This is a genomic window from Candidatus Nitrohelix vancouverensis (assembly GCA_015698305.1).
Lineage (GTDB): Bacteria > Nitrospinota > Nitrospinia > Nitrospinales > VA-1 > Nitrohelix > Nitrohelix vancouverensis.
Genome location: CP048620.1, coordinates 1,721,683 through 1,744,206, shown reverse-complemented (window position 1 = coordinate 1,744,206; position 22,524 = coordinate 1,721,683). Strand labels below are relative to the sequence as shown.

Annotated in this window: 17 protein-coding genes; 4 read left to right on the top strand and 13 right to left on the bottom strand. The window is 48.0% G+C overall.

What is annotated here, in order from left to right; all coding sequences use genetic code 11:
* Complete coding sequence (locus G3M78_08050; protein QPJ66805.1) at positions 1-1,305, top strand: nucleotide sugar dehydrogenase; 1,305 nt, start codon at positions 1-3, stop codon at positions 1,303-1,305.
* A 153-nt stretch (positions 1,306-1,458) separates the two neighbouring features.
* Complete coding sequence (locus tag G3M78_08045; protein QPJ65344.1) at positions 1,459-2,037, top strand: hypothetical protein; 579 nt, start codon at positions 1,459-1,461, stop codon at positions 2,035-2,037.
* Between the two features lie 7 nt (positions 2,038-2,044).
* On the opposite strand, the gene G3M78_08040 is transcribed toward G3M78_08045, so the two are convergent.
* Together G3M78_08040 and G3M78_08035 are read right to left on the bottom strand one after the other, a co-directional pair.
* Entirely contained in the window at positions 2,045-2,824 is a 780-nt protein-coding gene (locus G3M78_08040; GenBank protein QPJ65343.1) for a hypothetical protein, read from the bottom strand.
* A 104-nt stretch (positions 2,825-2,928) separates the two neighbouring features.
* Positions 2,929-3,228 (bottom strand): hypothetical protein, encoded by a 300-nt coding sequence (locus tag G3M78_08035; protein QPJ65342.1) that lies wholly within the window; start codon positions 3,226-3,228, stop codon positions 2,929-2,931.
* Positions 3,229-3,571: 343 nt separating this feature from the next.
* Between G3M78_08035 and G3M78_08030 the strand changes: the two genes are divergently transcribed.
* Positions 3,572-6,511, top strand: coding sequence for a YfhO family protein (locus G3M78_08030; GenBank protein ID QPJ65341.1), 2,940 nt, complete (start codon positions 3,572-3,574; stop codon positions 6,509-6,511).
* On the opposite strand, the gene G3M78_08025 is transcribed toward G3M78_08030, so the two are convergent.
* The 6 genes from G3M78_08025 to G3M78_08000 all read right to left on the bottom strand — a co-directional run bounded on the left by G3M78_08025 (position 6,480) and on the right by G3M78_08000 (position 15,855).
* Positions 6,480-8,591, bottom strand: a complete 2,112-nt coding sequence (locus G3M78_08025) for a YfhO family protein (GenBank protein ID QPJ65340.1) — start codon at positions 8,589-8,591, stop codon at positions 6,480-6,482. The genes G3M78_08030 and G3M78_08025 overlap by 32 nt on opposite strands.
* Positions 8,592-8,735: 144 nt before the next feature.
* Positions 8,736-10,724: a YfhO family protein gene (locus G3M78_08020; GenBank protein QPJ65339.1), complete on the bottom strand. Its 1,989-nt coding sequence runs from the start codon at positions 10,722-10,724 to the stop codon at positions 8,736-8,738.
* Between the two features lie 229 nt (positions 10,725-10,953).
* Positions 10,954-13,053, bottom strand: a complete 2,100-nt coding sequence (locus tag G3M78_08015; protein ID QPJ65338.1) for a YfhO family protein — start codon at positions 13,051-13,053, stop codon at positions 10,954-10,956.
* Positions 13,054-13,157: 104 nt separating this feature from the next.
* A complete protein-coding gene (locus G3M78_08010; protein QPJ65337.1) occupies positions 13,158-13,685 on the bottom strand; it encodes a hypothetical protein in 528 nt (175 codons plus the stop codon).
* A 7-nt stretch (positions 13,686-13,692) separates the two neighbouring features.
* A complete protein-coding gene (locus G3M78_08005; protein QPJ65336.1) occupies positions 13,693-14,208 on the bottom strand; it encodes a hypothetical protein in 516 nt (171 codons plus the stop codon).
* 147 nt (positions 14,209-14,355) lie between these two features.
* Positions 14,356-15,855, bottom strand: a complete 1,500-nt coding sequence (locus G3M78_08000) for a radical SAM protein (protein ID QPJ65335.1) — start codon at positions 15,853-15,855, stop codon at positions 14,356-14,358.
* A 330-nt stretch (positions 15,856-16,185) separates the two neighbouring features.
* Between G3M78_08000 and lhgO the strand changes: the two genes are divergently transcribed.
* On the top strand, positions 16,186-17,388 hold the full coding sequence (lhgO, locus tag G3M78_07995) for an L-2-hydroxyglutarate oxidase (protein ID QPJ65334.1): 1,203 nt from the start codon (positions 16,186-16,188) through the stop codon (positions 17,386-17,388).
* A gap of 49 nt (positions 17,389-17,437) precedes the next feature.
* Here lhgO and G3M78_07990 read toward each other — a convergent pair whose 3' ends face one another.
* The 5 genes from G3M78_07990 to G3M78_07970 are packed head-to-tail and all read right to left on the bottom strand — an operon-like array spanning position 17,438 to position 22,518.
* Positions 17,438-18,571, bottom strand: a complete 1,134-nt coding sequence (locus tag G3M78_07990; GenBank protein QPJ65333.1) for a glycosyltransferase — start codon at positions 18,569-18,571, stop codon at positions 17,438-17,440.
* Positions 18,568-19,350, bottom strand: a complete 783-nt coding sequence (locus G3M78_07985; protein QPJ65332.1) for a methyltransferase domain-containing protein — start codon at positions 19,348-19,350, stop codon at positions 18,568-18,570. Before G3M78_07985 ends, G3M78_07990 begins: the two co-directional genes overlap by 4 nt.
* On the bottom strand, positions 19,347-20,330 hold the full coding sequence (locus tag G3M78_07980; protein QPJ65331.1) for a hypothetical protein: 984 nt from the start codon (positions 20,328-20,330) through the stop codon (positions 19,347-19,349). Before G3M78_07980 ends, G3M78_07985 begins: the two co-directional genes overlap by 4 nt.
* Before the next feature lie 15 nt (positions 20,331-20,345).
* Complete coding sequence (locus G3M78_07975) at positions 20,346-21,248, bottom strand: hypothetical protein (protein QPJ65330.1); 903 nt, start codon at positions 21,246-21,248, stop codon at positions 20,346-20,348.
* On the bottom strand, positions 21,232-22,518 hold the full coding sequence (locus G3M78_07970) for a nucleotide sugar dehydrogenase (GenBank protein QPJ65329.1): 1,287 nt from the start codon (positions 22,516-22,518) through the stop codon (positions 21,232-21,234). The genes G3M78_07975 and G3M78_07970 overlap by 17 nt, the downstream gene beginning before the upstream one ends.
* Between the last annotated feature and the right edge of the window lie 6 nt (positions 22,519-22,524).

Sequence of the window (22,524 nt, the reverse complement as noted above, 5' to 3'; positions counted from 1 at the left end):
ATGCTCATCGACCGCATTCAAAACAAATCCGCAACGATCGGCGTGATCGGTCTCGGCTATGTCGGCCTGCCCATCCTTCTCGCCCTTGCCAAAGTGGGCTTCCAGACGCGCGGTCTGGATATCGACGCGAACAAGGTCGATCAGCTTCAAAAGGGCCTCAGCTACATACGTCATATTCCTTCAGATTCCATTCAATCCCTGCTTGCTGAAAAACGAATTCAGTTTTCCTGTGATTTTTCCAGCGCCAATGAACTCGACTGTATTCTGATCTGCGTACCGACGCCCCTGACGCGACACCGGGAACCCGACCTCAGTTTTGTGCTTTCGACGGCGGCAGAAATTGGGCCGCACTTGAAGGCGGGTCAATTGATCGTTCTCGAATCCACGGTCTTTCCGGGAGCGACTAAAGATTACCTGACGCCCGCGCTGGAATCGCATAGCAAGCTCATTGCGAACAAAGATTTTCATGTCGCTTACGCTCCGGAACGCGAAGACCCGGCGAATAAAAATTTCCAGACTCAGGACATTCCCAGAGTGGTCGGCTCCGACAGCGAAGTTGGATTGAAAGCCGCGTGCGCCTTATACGGATCGCTCGTTTCGCAAGTCGTTCCCGTCTCCGACACGATGACCGCTGAATCCGCAAAATTGATGGAAAATATTTTTCGCTCCGTCAACATCGCTCTGGTCAATGAAATGAAAATTATCTTCGACCGCATGGGAGTCGATGTCTGGGAAGCCATCGACGCCGCCGCGACCAAACCGTTTGGCTTCATGCCCTTCAAACCTGGCCCCGGTCTGGGAGGCCATTGCATTCCCATCGACCCCTTCTATCTGACTTGGAAGGCGAGAGAGTACGGCATCACCACACGCTTCATCGAACTGGCGGGAGAGATCAACGTGGGCATGCCCGTCTATGTCATGCAAAAAATTCAGGACGGTCTCAACCGCTCAGGAAAAAGCCTGCAAGGGAGCCGGATTCTCATCCTCGGACTCGCCTATAAAAAGGATGTGGACGACGACCGCGAGTCGGTGAGTTATCGCATCATGGATCGACTGATTCAGGAAGGCGCCGTGGTGGAGTTCAACGATCCTTTCATCTCCAAAGTCGGAGACAAACGCGAGTTCAAACATTTTCTGGGCAAGCAAAGCGTTTCATTGGACACGATAGGAAATTTTGATATGACGGTCATCCTGACGGATCATTCGCAATACGACTATGAAATGATTGTTCGCAGATCGAATATCGTCGTCGATACCCGTAACGCCTGCGCCTCCATCCAATCAAAAAAAATCATCAAAGCCTGAACAACGATCCTCGCCTATATCCGCCAGCTTCACCCCTGTTTTTTGGAGTTCTGAACACAAGGGCCATTGCGAATATATTTGCCTTGTGCATTTGGCGTTTTGGGTTTAATTTTTAATTCAGGAACTATTCAACGAATTTTTTGAGAGCCTGTTGTGAACGAAAAAGATGAAATGATCGCCGAAGAGCTTTCATTGAAAATCAGAGAGATGATGGAGCACGGCGACCCCGAATTGCAGGAGATGATTCGGGAAACCGTTCGCGGACTGCATAACTACATGATGGACAACCCAAAGTCTCTTGCTGACATGAAGAGTCAGGAAAAAAATCAGTTCCTGAACAATCTCATCCAGTTCCCCGGCGCCAGCGCTGATATCGATTCGCCGCCGGAAGCCATCAGCCATAAAGATGACGCAACATCGACTCAGACCGAAACGCCCAAAATTCCCGAAAAGAAACCGTCTAAAATTATCGTTATCCTTTCAGGCGTGATTTTTGGCATTCTCTCTTTTTTACTTTTCAGTGAGGAAGAGGTTTCCCTGAAAGCCTCCGATCAAGGCGTTTGGTGTGCGGTGAAGGGCAATGTCAATGCAAAGGGAGAGAAAATTTTCCATCTACCCGGCGATAAATGGTACGACAAGACGACGATCAATGAATCGACGGATACCGGGGAACGCTGGTTTTGTTCTGCAGAGGACGCCAAACAGGCGGGTTTCCGAAGAGCGCTGAGCTGAGCGCCGACTAGATCAATGTAGCGTTTTCGGCAGGTGTGGGCGGCGTATCTGAATCGGGAACGATCGGCGGCGTCTCATTTTCTTCAAGCAGTTCCTTCAGCTTTTCCTTGAGCATGAACGCCAGTTCTTCCAAAGATTTGAGCGTGCCCGCGCTACCGGTCAAAGCGGAGGCCTGCTTTGAAAATTCCGCATCCACCACAGAGAAAAACAATCCGGCGATATCTCTCAATCCCGCGCTTGGCGGCAAGGGCTGACCTTGCGGCGTCCCCTCTACCGGCTGGCGACTGAATTGCGCCTCTGAATAGCTGGCCGTGATAGTTTGCTGAAATTCCAGTTCAATCTCCTGTAACACGCCTAGAGACTGCGCCAGCGCATTGCCTGTTTCTTCCAGGCTGAATTCCTCATTATTGAAAAATTTCTCTGCGATGGGCGAAACCCGCGCGGTTAACTCCTGAATCGCCGCCAGCTCTTCCTCATTCAGATCCCCTTGCACCAGAATCGAATAATTCGAGGCGGCCAGCGAGGCGCTGGAAAACTCCTGCGTCAGCGTCCCATCGCTCTTCAATGAACTTTTCGCCGACTCTTCCAAGGCATTTTTTGATCGCGATGACAGGGTTACTAAATCGCCTTCCGCCGTTTTTATTTTGAGCTTGGAAGCGTTGGATACATCCAGCTTGCCCTCGAAGGCGGTTTGCTCCAACAGCGAGGAAGAATTTGAAAATGAAGACTGGATTTCCATTGAACTCGACGCAAAAGGTTTGAGGCTTTTGTCCCACTGAAGGGACATGCCGTGTTTAACGACACAATTCGCCTAAAAATGAGCGTCGAGGCTAAGAAATATGGAGGAAATTTAAAATACGGGGAAAAACAAGGGGATTTGAGGGTAGCCTTTCAATGAATGAACCATTCATCAACTCCGCCCTCGCCATCGTGATGATTTTTATCGCTCTCCCAGGCCTGGATCAAATAGTCAAGATTGAACAATTTTTTCGTGATGGGATTTTGCATATCAAAATACCGCCGCCCGCGATAGGTGGGAAGGTAGTCTTCTATCCCGATCTGTTTGCAGGTCAAGCCTTTCGACTCGGCTTCCTGTCGCAAACATTGCATGGACGCCAGATCGGCGAACTCAATGATCACTGCCGAGCCTTCCTTGCCCACCACGAGAATGAGTCGTTTACCGTTCGTCATCAGCTTTTAAAACAGTGTTCATTCATCTTCCCTTAATTGCCATAGGTGATTTCATGGTAAATGATCCTGGCGAAGAAGTGAATCAATACCTGACGACCTCAACTCTTCGCTTAAAACTCATTCAGAATTGATTTGGCATCGGCCATAGGCTATGCTTTCACAGATGCGTTTTTCAAATTCGCCAGTCAGATTGCCCAGCCGACAACCCACACTCCCCGCGTTCTGAATGGGACCGTCTTCAACAACCCAATCTTTCAGACTTCCCCTATGGGCTCCCGCGCTGTTGCCGCCGATCCTTTTTCTGTACACTTTTAACAATGTATTTGTCACCGGCGAGTCTTTAATGACTCACGACAGTATTTTCTGGTACGGAAATTTTAATTACTACCTGCTCTCCCTCGCAAACGGTGAGTTGCCTCTCTGGGACCCTTACAGTTTTTCTGGAACCGCCTTCTATCCTAGTTACAACGTGCTGAGCCTGCTCGACCCGACCGTAACGCTCATGGTTCCCTTGATATGGATTTTCGACGCCTCGGCTCTGGACGTCTACCACTGGAACCACCTGCTCAGACTTTTCATCTATTATTGGGGAATTTATCTTTTAGCCTGCCACATTTCAGAGAACCGCTGGGCGGCCCTCCTCGGAGCGACGTTCACCCTGTTCGTGATCGGCAGTAATTCTTTACGACAACACGGCGTCTGGCTCAGCGCGATCTATTTCCCGTTTATTTTTCTATTTTTGCTGAAGCTTTTTTCTCCTCGAACGCGCAGTGAACACAAGGGATGGCTGTTTATCTCTCTCTGTTATGTGACGGGAATCTCTCTCTACAATCATATCCCCAGTTATTTATTCATCGTTCTGTTTCTTCTTCTGGCTTACTACTTTTCAATCAGCCAGAAACGAATGCTGTTAAGAAAATTTCCTGTTCCCGACCTGTCTCATAGAATAATTTTCATACTGAAAATCGCCGGGTTCATCGCCGGATTTTTTGTCGTCGGGATCATCCCCCTGAAGAACCTGAGTTATATTCTCTTGATCCTTGGCTTGATCGCGGTTCTTTTCGCCATTCCTTTTTACGGCAATCGCTCCTTCTTAAAAATCCTTAACGCCATTGGCTGGGTGAAAGGAAGTCTGGGGGTCGTCATGCTCCTGATTTTATCCGGCCCTTTTTTCTACACCCTTGGAAGATTGGTATCCTCAGACTCAGAAGATTTTGGTTATCTTCGCGTCGATGTGTACAACGCTTATGATTTGATGGTTCACATCTCGAACAGCTCCTTATTCCAACCCAAACAACATTTTTTTGCGGCCGGCGATTACCTGATCAGCGCCCTCTTCCCCTTTGCCGATATACGATATTTTATGGGAATGTATACGCAATGGGAGGTGGTCTTACTGCTCGGACTCGTACCGCTGATTCTGATCGTCTGCCTTTTCAAACAGTCCCAATCGCCCTACAAGAATCTGATCTTATACCTTGTGATAGCGCTGATCTGCATCATGGCGACGCCAAGCTTTCTCTACGATGCCATACTGCAGTATTTCCCCGGATATAAAACCATCCGCGTTCCATTGATTTTTCTTGGATACTTCTATGTTTTCTGGACTGTGCTATTGGCCCTGATTGTTAAAGAAACTTTCATTCTCTACGAATCCAGTCAAACATTAAAAGATCGGACGCTTCCTGTTCTGGCATGCGTCTTTGTTCTGCACTGCGTCTTGCTTTTTTTGTACGCCAATAATTTACCATCCGACCAATCAACTGAATCGATTCTTAAATACAAGAACTGGGTTGAAGAAAACCTTGTATCCAATGTATGGTTGCTCATCCTGGCTTACGCATCAGTCTCGCTCTTCATTGCCTATTCCCGCAAATCCGTTCGTTTGCTTTGCGGTCTTGGCATGTGTCTGCTCACCCTGTTTCAAGTTTTTGAATTGATTCAATTGTATCGATTCTTCGCGACTCAGCCCGCGCATTACTCAGCCGAAGGCGCCTACCATAAACGCAGAGACTTCAAATATAGCCCTGTGCGCGTTCCTTCCGCGCCTCGTCTGGGAACGTTCTGGGCCTACCAAGCCCCCATGTTCCGCATCCCGACGGCGGGCCCGCTTTATCAAAAAGATTATATGATCGTGAACAAACGAAGTTTCGATTTCATCCGCTGGGTTCCGGTAGAGAATCAACGCGTTCTTAGCGGTATCGGCGCGCAACGATTCGGATTTTTTGACGACATTACGATTGTTCCCAATAGCATGGAAGCGTTGAAACAAATCGCCAATATGACGCCCGACGAACTTGGAAAGCTCGCTATCATTGAACGGTCCATGGCCGACACACTCACCGCAGAGCAGACATTAAATTATAAAACTCTTCCGCCGCCGCCACCGCTACCGGAACTGGCGAACTTGTACAACCAACTCACAAGGCTTTACACAAAAAAATTGCAGATCGGTTTCAAGAACTGGCCTCCTGACAAGGAGATCGTTCAACAAGACGCCGATCCAGCTGAAATCGGCCGGAACCCAATCCCTTCAAAATCGGAAAATGGAAGGATTTTTCTTCCGACGCACAACCGCGATTTCGACCTGAACTGGCCCTGGGATGACGAGCATCTCGGTTATTTCCAGGGGTATATCAATCACCTCGATTCATCTCGTTTTTCCCTGGCATATTTTGCTCACGCATTCCTTCCTGTATCCAGCGAACCTGAAAGTGAAAATCGATTCTGCTTCTCCAATAAATACAATGACGGAACCATTCCCAACTCAAATGAAGAACCGAGTCCCTACTCGCCACAGCCCAATTTATGCGCTGTGGATAAAAGAGATAATGAGATCAGCATCTCAAACAAACTATGGTTTATCAGCTATATCAAGGAGATTAATTTTTTTAAAGAGAATCAGAAGGAAAAAGAGAATCTTTGGATCATCAGCCTTGATCCTGAAACGACAACGCCTGACGCCTCTCCCTATGCGCGCGACGAGCCGACACAGGTGACTGATTTTGGCCCCAACTACATAAAATTTGAAATCAATAACAGCAAAGGCGGATTGTTTTATTACGCCGATGCATATTCCAAGGACTGGAAGGCCTGGGTGGATGGAGAACCGATGCCGGTGTTAAGGGCCAACTTTAATTACAAGGCTGTCTATCTGGAGGAAGGATCGCATACGCTGGAATTCAAATTTAAACCGACCTTGTTTATCTATATCGTTTGCATCTTCATGATGACAAGCATTGTCGGACTGATCATTCCTGCGAGGTCGCTGATGCGGAAATAGCCTCTGCATCACTCGCTTTCTCATGGCTCCGTCTGCCAGTAAATGCTTCCCGAGCCAGTCCGATCACGACCCCGATGGCCAATACCAGCCCATAAACAATCAATATCCACACATGGAGCCGATAGGGTGCCTCGTAACTGAACTCTATAGTAGAATTTCCCGGCGGAATCGCAACGGCCTTCAACGCCGTATTCGCCCGCAGAATTTGCGTCGGCTCACCGTTAACCTTCGCTTTCCATCCTGCGTCCCAGCTATCTGCATAGTAAAGATAGGAAGTCTCCGTAAATGGATTATTAACCGCCGCCTTGACATGATTTGAACGATAGTCAAGAGCCCGTATCGAATTGGGAATATCCGCTTCGATGGACTTTGTCGTCAAAGCATCGCCATTGACCTCCACGTCTCGAACGATTCGCATTTTCTGAGTGTCACATCCTAGCTTGTAGAGCAGTTCCCTATTATCATAAAACGAATCAGACTGATTCAACCAGCCGCCTCGCGTCCCAAATAATTTGAGCTCATGCTCTTCAAATAATTGGAACACTCTCTTTCCAGCGAAGTCGATCCGGGCAGGAACCAGGCACACATCCCATTGCAAATGGTTGTAGGTGCGGTAATCCAGTTTCCCTAATATCAATATATTGTTGAAGAGAATTCTTCTCTGGCGCCCCCTCAAGCGGTTGCCATCCCACTCAGACCGACTGATATTGCGAACGGGCTGATAATTGAATGCATTCACATTATAGTAATCAGAATTGACTACCGTCACGCGTCCAACATGAGAAATATTATGGTAATAAACAGCCGTAATCATCTGGAAAACCCCCAGATTGAAGATCACAAGCCCTATCACAATATTCTCGGGGCGACTTTTGGATAATTTGCTTTGAATGGCATTTGATGAAAAAAATTTGTCAAAACCAAAACCCGACATAATTGCAAAAATAATGACCAGAGCCGCCACGGCATGAGAGACATGCCTGAAATAATGCATGAACGGAAAATATTCGTATAAAAAAGCCGCGAGCGGAGTGCGCCCTCCCAGAGCGAATAAAAAGAGAAATAGACCCGTAGCCGCAATGCAGTAAAAATTCCTGTTTCGAACCCGGAAAAGTGAATAGACGACGAACAGGAACGGAATGATTCCGATATACAAACTGGGGAAGTCCAATTTGAAGATGATGGGCCAGAAGATGTCGAGGAAGGAAAGTTTTACATCCAGCAAATACCCATAAGTCAGAAACGACTCTAGTGGAACTTTGGATGTCCCGGGGTCACGGGATAATGATATCAACGTCAATGGATCGGTAGAGTGCGTCGCTACCTGATAATAGGTGACGGCGACCGCAGACAATAAAGCTAATAGCGTCAAAAATTCCCATGGATTGATCCTGTCCCACCTGAAAAACTGGCGCCATTCTTTTAGATAAGGAAAACTGGCAAAAAAGAAGAAAAAAGAAACGGTCACAAGCTGTAATGGCATCGTGTATCCCAAAGCGCCCAGTTGAGCCAAAACAAAGACGATGCCCGCGGAGAAAAAATAACGAAAGTTCTTTTCTTGCAGAAAGTTCAGCAACAGATGGAACATCAGTGGATACATAAAAAAAACATGAAAACCCACCCCGGGCTGACGAACGGTGATGATCGAAAGAAGCGGAACCATACAGACATAGAACACCGTTGCGTCGAGCTTGAAAAAACGATCTGAAAGTTTATACATCCCATAAAGCAAAACCAGTTCTTCCGTGAAAAAAGCAAAACTGTACAAAAATAATGTGTCCTGAATAGAAAATATCCAGCCAATCAAACCAGCCAGATACTTACCTACCGTCAAAGACCGAATGAATTCAAAATCGGTGGGCATGCCAAATATAATGAACGGCGTCCATGAAGGGAGGTCATTATGCAGAAGCAGGTCGTTATAGAAAAAATAGAAACTTTCGTAGTTGCATAAGGTGTCATGGACGGGAACGGTCCATTTAAACAAGCTCGGTAGATTTTTGAGCAAGAGTATGAATAGCAGGGACGGAACGAGCCAATAAGCTCTCTCCCTGACAAGGGTGGACTGTGAATCGTTCATTGAAGCTTTAATGATCCGGGTGAATTGATATCAGGATATATATTTCAGGATTGATTCATTCAAGGCGATCAAAACATTGTATTAATCGCAAAATAATATTACAAAATAACATTGCCAAAGTAAAAAATCTGCACGAGCAAGCGATCAAGACTCACCTTCGGACTTTTTCGCCGCATCAGGAGATTCACAGAGAACCTCATCCTCCCGCTTCTCCACATCGGCTATAGGAGCAGGAATTTCCTTGTCGCGACTCGCAAGGGTCCGCATCATTTCAATTAAAAGTCCCATCACAACCCAGGACATGAAGGCCAAACCATAGACGATCAAAATCCACCTCAAAATTTTGTGAGGCGCTTCATAATTAAACTCTACGATTGATTGGCCTGCGGGAATGGCCACAGCCTTGAAAGCCGTATTCGCTTTCAACAGAGCCGTCGGCTTACCGTTGACGCTCGCGCTCCAGCCTTCATCCCAGGCATCGGCATAATACAGGTATGACTTTTCGTCAAAAGGATTACGGAGCGCCACTTTCACGGAATTTGCGCGATAGTCAAGCATCTTCACCGATTCAGGAGGATTCATTTCCATACCAACTGTTTTCAATGCGTTCCCCGCAACTTCAACATTCTCAACAATCCGCATTTTGGGCGTATCGCAACCCAGTTTATAGAGCAGTTCCTGATTGCTGTAAATCGATTCAGACTGATTCAACCATCCTCCATTGACCTTGAATAATGCCACATCATGCTCATCAAACAATTGCACAACGTCTTTATCTGCAAAATCTATCCGTGCGGGAATCAAACACACATCCCATTGCAGATGGTTGTAAAGGCGATAATCCAGAGAGCCAAAAATAAAAATATTATTGAATAAAATTTTTCTCTGACGCCCCCTTAACCTGTTCGAATCCAACAAAGAACGACTGATGTTCCGAGCGCTCTGATATGCATATGGATGCGCATTGTAAAAATCCGAATCAATGACCGCCTGTCGCCCCAGGTGCGACTTGTTATGATAGTAAACATCCGTCATCATTTGAAACATCGCCAGATTAAATAGCGTCAGGCCTATGACAATATTCTCGGGTCGACTTCGCGACAGTTTTGTTTCCACCGAACTGGAAGTAAAAAACTTGTCAAATCCATAGCCCGACATGATGGCGAAAATAATAATCAGACCTCCGACCGCATAGGAAACATGTCTGTAATACTGCATGAACGGAAAATAATCGTACAGCAGGACTGCAAGCGGAGCCCCCGGCCCCATCGCAAAAGTAAAAAGAAAAATACCCGTCAACATCATGCTGTAAAAACGCCAGTCACGGACTTTAAAGACCGCATAAACGCAAAAAAAGAGCGGTATCGCACCGATGTATAAACTGGGAAAATCTTCCTTGAATGCCACTGGCCACAACATGTCATAGATAACTGTCGACAGATTCAGAGTGTTTCCATAATACAAAAAAGTCTTAAGAGAAACTTTTGAGGTTTCTGGGTCTCTCAAAAATGAAACTGATTCCAAAGTCTCCATCGAAAGCGTCGCAAAGCGGTAATATGCAATGGAGACAAGGGATAACAAGACGAGTGATACAAGAAAACTTCTGCGCCGTCTGTCATCCAGCGCCACAAAATCCTTGAGCTCTCTAACATGCGCCAACGCCGCGCATAAAAAGAAACAGAAAAGCGTCGCCAATTGTAGCGGCATCGTGTAGCCCGTCCCACCCAACTGCGCGACCACAAAAACAATGCCCGCTCCAAAAAAATAGCCATAGTCCTTTTTTTCCAGAAAACTCAACAGCAAATGGAACATGAGCGGATACATATAATAAATATGATAACCCATCCCCGGCTGGCGAATGGTGATGATCGAAAGAACAGCGACAAGACAGACATAGAAGACCGTCGCATCTAATTGAAACAAACGATCCGCCAGCTTGTACATGCCATAAAGCAAAACGAGCTCTTCCGCCAAAACGGCAACACTGTATAGCAATAAAACGTCTTCAACATGCAACAACCACCCCATCAGACCTGTCAAATACTTCCCTGAAGTGAGGATGCGAACGAATTCGAAATCAGTGGGCATTCCATAGACAATGAACGGCGTCCATGACGGGATTTCGTTATGCAATAGAAGATCGTTATAGAAAAAATAAAATGACTGAAACGCTCCCAGCCCATCGTGGACTGGGACGTTCCACTTCAGGAAGAGTGGTAAATTTTTCAGAATAAGAATTAGAATAAGAGAAGGGATCAACCAAAACGATCGTCTCTTGACAACAGAAAGGGTATTATCCATTTAATGGTTCACAAAAGTGCGATGATTTATTGAAGCGGCGCATATCTTTCGATCCTCTTCATCAACTTTTCTCATCGGTTTGAGGACCGGCAATAATTTCTTGTTTCCTTGATACTGCATTTTCAAATGAATCCAACAGAATCCCGATTAATACCCAGCAGATGAAACACAGGCCATAAACAATTAAAATCCACCTCAAAATTTTATGCGGCGTTTCATAATGAAACTCTACGATTGATTGGCCTGCAGGAATAGCTACAGCCTTGAAAGCCGTATTTGCCTTTAATATTGGAGTGGAACGACCATTGACACGCGCATCCCACCCCGCACTCCAAAGATCCGCATAATAAAGAAAAGACGTCTCATCAAAAGGGTTATCAAGCCCCACTTCGACATAATTCGCCCGATAATTCAGAATCTGAACTGTGCCAAGCCGATCCGGCTCAAACGTCACCGTCCTCAAAGCGTCCCCTTCAACCTCGGCGTTATTCACAATATGCATTTTGGGGAAATTACAACCCAGTTTAGAAAGTATTACCTCATTTTCGTAAAACGAATCAGACTGATCCAACCAGCCGCCTTTCTCCTCAAACAAGGTCAAATCATGCTCATTGAAAAATTGTTCGACATTCTTACCTGAAAAATCAATCCGGGCGGGAATCAAACACACATCCCACTGCAAGTGATTGTAGAGACGATAATCCAATTCGCCTAAAATATGTATATTGCTGGATAGAATTTTTCTCTGACGCCTATCCACCGGAAGCCCCTCTTTTACGGAGCGACTGATTTCACGAATGTTCTGATAATTATATGGATGCACATTGAAATAATCCGAATCAATGACCGTTTGTCGTCCTACATGCGACTTGTTGTGATAATAAACGTCCGTCATCATTTGAAATATCGCAAGATTAAAAAGCGTCAGGCCTATGGCAATATTCTCCGGCCGGATTCGCGACAGTGTTGTTTCCACCGAATTGGAAGTAAAAAACTTGTCAAATCCATAGCCCGACATGATGGCGAAAATTATAATCAGTCCGCCGACAGCATAGGAAACATGACGGTAATATTGCATGAATGGAAAATAATCGTACAGCAGGACGGCAAGCGGGGTTCGCGATCCCATCGCAAAGCAGAAAAGAAAAATGCCCGTCAACGTCACACTGTAAAATCGCCAGTCACGGACTTTAAAGACCGCATAAAAACAGAAAATGAGAGGTATCGCGCCAATGTATAAACTGGGAAAATCGTTTCTAAACGCCATCGGCCACAACATGTCATAGAGTAAATTTTCCGGCTTCAATACTTTCCCATAGGTCAGAAATGTCATCAATGAAACTTTGGACGTCTCGGGATCTCTTAAATAGGAAACAAACTCCAAAGATTCCATCGACAGGGTGGCGAATCGGTAATAGGTGATGGCGACAATGGATAGCAGGGCAAGCGAAACCAGAAAATTTCTGCGCCGCCTCCCATCCAGCGCGACAAAATCCTTGAGATCTCTAACATGCGCCAATGCAGCGAAGAAAAAGAAGCAAAAGAGAGTCGCCAGTTGTAGCGGCATCGTATACCCCGTCCCTCCCAACTGCGCGACCACAAAAACAATGCCCGCTCCAAAGAAATAGCGATAGTCCTTTTCTTCCAGAAAACTCAACAGCAGATGGAACATGAGCGGGTACATATAATAAATATGATAGCCCATCCCTGGCTGGCGAATGGTGATGATCGAAAGAATCGCAACGAGACAGACATAGAACACGGTCGCGTCCAGTTGAAACAAACGATCCGCCAGCTTGTACATGCCATAAAGCAAAACGAGTTCTTCCGCGAAAATCGCAAACTGGTAAACGAGCAAGGTGTCCTGAATCGAAAAGAGCCAGCCAAGCAGTCCCGCAAGATATTTACCTGCCGTCAGGAAACGAACGAATTCAAAATCGGTCGGCATTCCATAGACGATGAACGGCGTCCAGGACGGGATCTCGTTATGCAAAAGAAGGTCGTTATAGAAAAAATAGAAACTCTCATACACGCACAAGTTATCGTGGACGGGGAGCGTCCATTTATAAAAACCCGGAAGGTTTTTAGCTAAAAGAATCAGCAGGAGGGAAGGAATCAGCCAGAAAGGTCTCGACCTTGGGGTGGAATGAGAATCGTCCATTGGACCTTCATTGATTCAGGAAAGGTGATCTTGATGCAAAAATATTAGCGTACGCCAGACCGAATTATAGCTGTCGGATTATATCATCGAATCCAGAGCTTCCCTCACTCGAATTCGCTACGCTTGCCCAGCATGATCCATTTCAACCATGTCACGCACTGGGCAATTCTCAGAACGGTGGGGTTGGCAATGTAGTAGCGACCGCCCTTTTGGATGATCTGCCCGTTGTTCAACAAGCGTTGCATCCTCAGACGAATCATATCCTGCGCGTTGTAACGCTCCAGAATTTCTTCTTGCGACAGGCCGTTTTCAGATTCATGCAACTCTCTCAATATGCGAATCCTTCGGGCGGTCTCCCCCATATTGATGAAGTGAAAATAATTGTAGGCCAGAAGAAAATAAATCGTCGAATTGACCACAAACTGCGCGGCAAAGGAAATCCCATCCCGGTCAGTCGCCGTCAACAGGCCTCCCTCAAACAGGCCAAGACCTAACCAGCCCGCACCGCAACCAACGAACAAGGATTGCAACAAGGCCAGGCGCGCAATCAAACGATAGCTCGCAACTTGTACCGCAAGATTGACCGCCAGCCCGATGAACGGGCTGAGCAAATTCAAAAGGGAATAGTCCATGATTTCCTCAGCCTCCTTTCGGCGCTTTCAACAGGGAACGATAAGCGCCAAATAGAACGGCGAGCAGGCGTCCTTTGCGCGTCAGGCGGTACTTTCCATCGTCGAGAGTCGCCATCTTGTCGACCAGCAGATCACGGATTCTCGGTTTAACCAGCAAATCGTCGGTCAGCGTTTCATAGAATTTTTCAACTGCAACCCCTTCCTCGCCTCCCTGATGAATGGTCATGACAATGACCAGAGACGGGCTGTCCGCTTCCAGTCCCGGGTAGGTGTTCAGATAGGCAAGGGTCAACGCGATATAAAGGAAGGAATAATGAAGGTACTCGGCTGGATTCTGCAAGGCCGCCCAATGGTCGGGATCGCTAGAAACCATCCAGACAAGCGCCAAACTCGTCAACCAGATCAAGCCGAAAAGAATCAGCAAGGTTTTCGCCTGTCGTTGTGGAAGTCGAATTTTCCATAGCGCCCATTGGATAAAAAAGGCCGCAAAAAACCAGCCGCAACCCAGGTAGAAAATTTTCACTTGCAACAACGACCCGACCAAACTCTATCAACCGTTTTGGCTCGAGGCTTCAAGATTCGCAAACATATTGGAACGTCGCGAATAATTTTAAATTGAAGGAAGGAATTCATTTAGAGAATTTCCGGGGAGACTCATCAAATCGCCAAACTAAAGGCTTACCGACCGGTGCTTTCTTTTGATTTTTACGCGAACCATGTCGTGTATGTGGTCGACCAACTCCTGGCTGAATCTCCTATTGATCATTTCAAGAAATTTGGGATGCGTGAAGTAATGATCAAAAGCCTTATCACGAAAATCCAGAACCTCCGTGTAAGCCAAAGAATCCGTTCTTAGTGGCAAGGCTTCATAAGCATGTTGAGAATAACCAATCCACCCAGGTCCGCCCGGTCCATCCGGCAATTGCCATCCCGACTGAACGGCCCTCTCATAAAGAGGAGATCCCGGATACGCCATCGCGCAGTAAAAATTTGCCCACTCTGCGTTGATTTCAATCGAAAGGTCCAGCGTTTCCTGCATGCTTTCGTGAGTGTCGTCTGGGAGACCAAATATATAATTCGCGATAATGTATATTCCATGCTCCTTGATTTTGTCCGTTGTTTTGACAATGTCCACATCGCCAAAACGACCTTTTTCCACGCCGTCGCGAACATATTTGCTTCCAGACTCGATACCCAAAGCCAGCCAGTTGAATCCAGCCCGCTTCAATTTCTCAAGGTATCTGTCTTTCACCGTGTCCACTCTGGCATAAGCCCAGATATTGAGATCGTAACCGCGCTCAATGATCAAATCACAAATGCCCAAAACATGCTGTTCATTGAGCACAAACATTTCGTCAGGAATTTTAATATTCTTCACCCCGTAACGATTCACCAGAATATCAATCTGGTCCACAATCGTCTTGGGAGACCAGTAGCGAATACCCGCCTGCCCAAAGGGCGCATTGATACAACAAAAGGAGCATTTGTAGGGGCACCCCAAACTCGTTTGCAACGAAGCATAGGGTTGCCTTGCATGAATATGATCAAAACAGTGCCAGTTGTGCGCCCGATATTTAGTCATATCCAGTAAATCCCATGCCTGGCCAGGCAAACGCCCATCCAGATCGACAATGTTCTCCGCCGTTGGATTATTGAAAATCTTCCCGTCCTTGCGGTACCAGAGACCCGGAATCTTATCCAATCGATCGCTTCCTGCCTTCAGGGCCTGCAATAAATTGAGGACGGTGTCAGGCCCTTCCCCTTGACAGACATAGGTGTAGGGCTCTTCCGACAAGGTGCGTTCTGGAAGAGACGATGCATGCGTGCCCATCACCAGGGTCTTTAACTCAGCGTTTGCGGCAACGACTCTGTCGCAAACCGCTCTGCCCGCTGGCATGCATTGCGTCGACGCCGAGGGTTGATGTCCGTAAATCACAAAAACGGTTAACACCGCATCTATATCCAGGATTCTTTTCGCCGTTTCGTCAAAACCAATGCACTCCGCCTCAGCATCGAGGATGTGAGTTGAAAAACCGCTATTCCGCACAAAAGTAGCCATCAAAGTGGACCAGACCGGAGGCTCGATTCCGGTGAGATTTTCTCCTAATTTCTGAAACACCTGATCCTTGCTTGGAGGCGTTACCAACAAAAGGTCGAGATTTTTTTTCATTCGTTAAATCACTTTAGTTTTTAAACAATCACGTTTTATATCATTCAACAGGCGCGCAGGGAAAGGGCTTCCCTTTATAAACCCACATACTAATCCTTCGGATCACCCCGATCAATAATAATGCCTGTAACTTTGATTGTCCCTAAGAAAAATCCGTTTGCCAATCAGACATTGATCGCAACCCAGAGAAAAATTATCAGGCAATGATGAAAATAATATTGATATTGAAACGCCATTTCCGGCTCGATATACTCACGCACAAATGAACCAGGCAAATCTACCCCCATCTTCCAATACTTCGCCCCTAAATACAATCAGGAGAACTTGTAAATGAACCACCGCGATTTTCTGGTGATCGGAGGAGGCATTATCGGAATCGCCGTCGCGCAGGAGTTAAAGAAACGCCACGCAGACGCCTCTGTCACCGTCCTCGAAAAAGAAGAGCGATGCGGATTGCACGCCAGCGGACGGAATAGCGGCGTTCTTCATGCCGGATTTTATTACAGCGCCGATAGCCTGAAAGCTCGCTTCACTCGTTCGGGAAACCAGCGCCTCACCCAATACTGTAAAGAAAAGCAACTCAATATCAATGAATGCGGAAAACTCGTTGTCGCTCGCAATGAAAGCGAACTGCCTTGGCTCGACGAGTTATTGAATCGCGCCAAAAACAATGGAGTGGAACTGAAACTCATTTCGGAACAGGAAGCGCGCGACATTGAGCCCAAAGCCCGCACCTTCGAAAAAGCGCTTTTTTCCCCTTCAACCTCTTCGGTTGATCCAGTCGAAGTATTACTTTCTCTAAAAGATGACGCCGTTCGATCTGGAGTCGAAATCATCTCAAGCGCTCGCTATCTTGGCAGAGAAGCGTCGGGAATAAAAACGACCCAAGGTTCGTTTCAGTGCAACTATCTAGTCAATGCCGCCGGTTTGTACGCGGACACCATCGGCCTGGATTTTGGTTTTTCAAAAAACTATCGCATCCTTCCCTTCAAAGGACTCTATCTCTATTCCAGTCAAGAACCCGGCTCTCTGAGGACGAATATTTATCCCGTACCTGATCTTCGCAATCCGTTTCTCGGCGTTCATTTCACCGTCACCTCTGCAGGCCACGTCAAAATTGGCCCCACCGCCATTCCCGCGTTCTGGCGCGAACAATACGACGGACTGAAAAATTTCAAGTTGAACGAAATGATGGAGATCGCTATTCGCCAGTTGGGACTTTTTTTTCACTCCAACTTTGATTTCAAAAAACTCGCCTACGAAGAAATCCGAAAATACTCCCGCTCCTGTCTGGTCTCTCTTGCTTCGGAACTTCTCGAAGGCGTTCGCCTCTCCGACTATTCCAAATGGGGCAAGCCGGGGATTCGCGCCCAGCTACTCAACATAAAAGAGAAAAAACTGGAAATGGATTTTGTGTTGGAAGGAGATGACAATTCCATGCATATTCTGAACGCGGTCTCTCCCGGCTTCACCTGCGCCCTGCCCTTTGCCGAATACGTTTGCGACCGCATCAAGGAAAACACCGGCTTCTGAACTCAATTGCTACCCACACAAAATCAACCGTTTCATTTAAGCCCCGGTTTCAAAATTTCCGGCCTGGAATCACATTCAGAAGCTTGAATACAACAGGCGGTGAGGTTTCCACCGAAACGGAAAATAACGGAGATGCAAAATCTCCACGCAGTTCGATTTCGTTTTCGCCCGCGTGGAACGGCCCTTCCCATTCCACGCCATCACACAGGATTCTGACCTTCGCCGCCCCGGCTGTCCCGTCCAGGCGCTCCAGACAAACTCGAATGGAGTCACAGCTCCCTTGATACCAGGGGAAACTGACACGCGTCTCTCCCAAGCACTCCAGCGGCTGGTGCCGTGGCGGGCGAACCGAACCCGACCGCATCAAAGTATAAACACGGTACAGAATCTCAAATAATTTCTGAAGTCGAGGATAAGGCGACGCCATTCCCCAGGTCATGAGCAAGCTCAGGGTCGTTCGGGAAAACATGCTCCCTGTATGCCTGCGCGTCAATTTCATATGCTCTCTCAAGCGGGTCCAGCCGCCGCTCGAAGTTTTTGTCTCCGGGTAAACCCTCGCGGAGGAAAAAAAATCATCTACCAGTTTCCATTTCACGCCAGCCTTGACGAAGCGCATCCACAGATCCAGATCCATGAGGTACTGCAAGTCCGGATTGATGCCGCCAATCTGCTCCAGAGAAGACCGACGGAAAAATACCGCAGGTTGCAACAGGTCAATGCGCATGGATTGAATGTTGCGCTCGCTCAAATCGGGTCCTTCTGGAAAGAGAATGTCAAAACTGCCGTCTTTCTTCAGGTGCACACCGCGACCGCTGATGACGCCCGCCTCCGGGTTTTCAGCAAACAAGGTCCGCACCCGATCCAGCGCGCCAGGGAAAAACATGTCATCGGTGTTCAACCAGCAGACAATGTCCCCGCTCGCCCTTTTGAATCCCTTGTTGATCGCATCGCTCTGGCCGCGATCCTTTTCCTGAATCACCGTGCAACGTGACTTCCAGGCATCGAGGACGCGCTCCGTCCCGTCCGTCGAACAGGCATCGAACACCAAAACTTCGACGCCATCCATCGCATTGTGATCGCAAATACTGATTAGGGTTTGTTCGATCGTCTCGCCTTGATTGAAACTGGGCACAACCACCGTAAGGGTTGGGAGCGCAGGGGAAGGGTGTTGATCGCTGTTCATTTTCGAGGCAGGCGCGCGCGGACAAGCGTGTGCCAACCCAGTTGCCGTTCGAACAGTCTGAACAGGGAATCGGGCAAAACGCGCCAGGGAAGTTTGCGAACGTAATTGTATTTAACGTATTCAGAAATCACATAAGGGAAGATATGCTCTTTGCGCATTTCAAGAATTTTAAAACCCTTCAATAAATTCTCTACTTCGCGAAAGTGGTAGCGATAGGCAACCGGGCAACCCGTCTGCGCTTCAGGCTGGGACAATCCAAACAGGATCATCAGATTCTTGGTCGAGAATTTCGAATACAGCATCACGCGCAGTTCAGAATCTGCATTCATGAATTTTTTGATTCCCGCAACCGCCTGCTCAGGATGCGGGGTATGGTGCAACACGCCAAAAGAATAAACCAGATCGAAAGTTTCGTTTGGAAGCGTTTCTTCGAGTTGTTCTGCGTTTCCAAGAAAAAACCGCGCATTCAGGCCAAACACTTCAAAACGCTTCTTGCACAAGTCCAAACTCTTTTGGGACAACTCCATGACCGTCAGGTCCGCTCCGGCCCGGGCAAAATTGATAGAGTCGGTGCCGATACCGCAACCGATTTCAAGCACGCGCTTGCCCTTCCATTTTTCAAACTCGGCAAACTCGGGGATATGCGGCTCGACAAGATACTTTCGCTCCTCAACCTGATCGAAGTATTCCCGACTTCCAATCTCGGCGACGCCATGTTTGAGATTGCAGGGTCTGCGATCCCAAAATTCCCTGACCTCGTCAATCGCCGGCGCCCTCACCGCAAACCTCTGCGGAATTTATTTTCAAAACGCTTCAAAAACCATTTTTTTAAAAACCGCGCCAGCGGCTGGAGTCCCGCCGGGTATATCGACGCCGCTCGCATATCATGAATCTTGCCTCCGGTGATCTCCGGGTAGGCATCCAGCCCGTTTCGCTCGAACCATGCTCCTTGCGCATTGTATCCGGCGAGCGTCGAGCGTATCGACATCAACAAGTTGTCCCGCATAGTATCGTTCAGCCAGGGATACAAAGGCGAACCGGGCTTCACTTGCTCGTACAAATTGTATTGCAGTAGAAGATGGTTGACCGCCCCCAAAGCCACTTCGCCATGCTCGACCAGCATGAGAGCGCCCTGCATGAGAAACTGCATGCGCTCAGACGCATCCGCCCCTGGCGCGTAGGCGGGAGAGTCGGGAAGACACCTTGCATCCAATGCATTGAAGGAACCTCCGGAAGACACCATGCGCAAGCACATATCCCAGTAAGCGACCAGGGGATAGGCCGGATTGAAACCGCCCATCGCCGCCACTTCAGCCCGGTCGAACAGAAAAGCCCCGGATGGAGCGCGCGGCGTCTGGTATCGCCAATGATGCGCATCAAACCCATTCGGCTTACGCTTTAACGTCTCGCAATAATCCGGGTAGGCCGCAATCACGCTACTTTCAATATCGCGGGAACGATGAACAATTTCCGCTAGAGAATTTGCGTCCAGTTCAGGGGAAAAATTCAAGGCCACGCGTCGCGCCTGCGATTCAGCGACCAAGGCATTCGCATCCTGCAACCACAGTCGATGATAGGGAAAGATGCGAATTAAAGGATAGCGGCTCGCACAGTCCTTGCTTCTTTCCTCGCCCGCGACATAGAGAATCGTCTCGATGCTATCGTTCGGCAAAGCCGTCAGCGCGGCGCAAAGTCTTTCAACGTCGGCGGGTTTCGGAGAAACCGCATTGATCAATAATAGTTCAGGTGTGTTTGGCATGGTCAAGGCATCGTCTCAATTTGGATAATCAATCCAAAACACTGAAGGATCGCCGGGGAAGGCTTGGACTTCCTGATCGCCAAGGCCCCAATGAGGCGGGTTTTCGTATGAAACCTCCCAGTCCCAGTCCGGCCCGTACGGGGCCGTTTCATTGCGCGGACCAAAGGGCAAACGGTTTTCATTATAAGACATTTCATGATCGAAATGGTAAACCGAACCCACCAACTTCAGGGGGACCTGATGTTTCAGCTCAACGCAAGCGCACAGATTGGAGTCCTTATGAATTTTGCTAAAACGCACCCGTTCGTTGTAACCACCCACCTGAAACCAGAGCTTGCGCGACATGAACTGCATATCCCCGGAAGCGTGGTCGTAGTAGGGAGGGCAAGGGTAACGTACAAAAGACACCGACTCGGGTCGCTCCAAAATGCCGTAGTCAATTTTATCGATACCCACGGCGCTGAGCAAATCGATACGCACGGATCGATACAAACAATCCTCCAGCCATTTTCCCCGACCAAGAAATCGCACCAAATCTTTTGAAAAAAAGATATCGCAATTGGTAGCAAGAATGAATTCGCTTCGAGCGCGCCGAATGCCCACATTCTTTGCAAAAAATTCCAGAAACGCCAAACGCGGATTCTCCTTGAGCCGCTCCTGCCAATCCGGGTGAACAGCAATCGCGGTATGCCACCAGGGGAGTTTGTCTCTCAGCAACTGCGCGAACAGGGGTTTTCCCGGATCGTAGGCCCAATCGACAAAGATAAATTCTGCGTTCACCCCTGCTTGCAACAGGTTCTTGCGGTTGAATTCCATGCAGGCGACCATGCGATCAAAAAAACCGATGCCGTGGTCGTCGTTTCTGCCGACCACCACGATCGACAAATCGAAGGTTTCGTTTTTAGAATTTATTTCCATACAGGTCTATCTTGCGTGGGCAATCGGAAAAATCATCCAGACGCCGACGCTCGTTAATATCCAGATTGCGATTGAGTAAAACAACGCCGCATTCGTTCCAAACGCTCTCCAGAGAATGCGAACAATGGGCATGATAGCTTTCCAATTCCTTATCATTTCGGCAGACCAGCATAAACTCTTCGATGCCAATGCCGTCAAAGAATGGATCGTATCCGCGGACCTCCAATCCCTCAGCCAAAGCCCTGCGGATGAAGGGCAACGCCAGAGAACCGCGCATCTCATCAAAGCCCGGCCTAAAGGTCAAGCCGACCAAGCCCAAGGGCTTGCCCGTTTCCCGCCCCGTGGCAAGCCACTGCTCTACAATGGCGTCGATGTAATTTTCATTACTGACTCGCAAGGCCTCCAGCACGCTTCCCGATTGCATCCAGGGTCTTCCCTGCTTTTCAAGAATTCCGCCCAGAATTGTCGCGTCCTTTGGCAGACAAGGCCCCGAATACGGCGCGCCGGGTTTCATATGCGACAAGGTCATCAACCTTCCCTGCGCGTTCTCGGAAAAGCAGATGTCAAAAATCCGGTTCGTATCCACTTTATATTCATCGCACAGCGCGCCCATTTCGTTGGCGAAGGAAATCTTGCCGCACATCCAGGCGTTGTGAACCATCTTGATCCATTCCGCCTCCTGCAAGGAAACCCATTTCGGCTCGGCCTCAACCACCTGACTTAATAACTCCGCAATTTCCGGCGGTGGATTGTCAGGATCGTCGATACCCAGCACCAGTTTCCCTGGACGCAAATAATCTTCAATACCGTATCCAGCGCGAAGGAATACCGGTTCATAAATGAGACGAATATCCGGTCGATCTCGGAGTTCGTTCAGCAATTCGTCCGCCAAGCCTCCCGGAAAGATGGTGCTTCCAATGATGACGGCCTGATCGGGCGCCGCCTGCAAAGCGATCTGCCTCAAAACTCCGGAAAGGGCCGAATAGTCGCATTCATTCCCCTTCGCCGGCGTCTGCACGCTGATAAAAACAACCTTCGCGTTTTTTATTTGATCGATACCCGTCGCATAATCCAGTCTCTTTTCGTTACGCGCCTTTTCAAAAATTTCCGCGGCGCCCGACTCGCGCACAATCATCTTTCCGCTTTGTAACGCATTCAATTTTGAGACATCGATATCGATGCCCATACAGGTTTTCCCGCGATGCAGAAAAGCTCCAAGCACGCTGATTCCCATATTACCCAGGCCGATCATGGCTAAATCGTATTTCATCGCCTT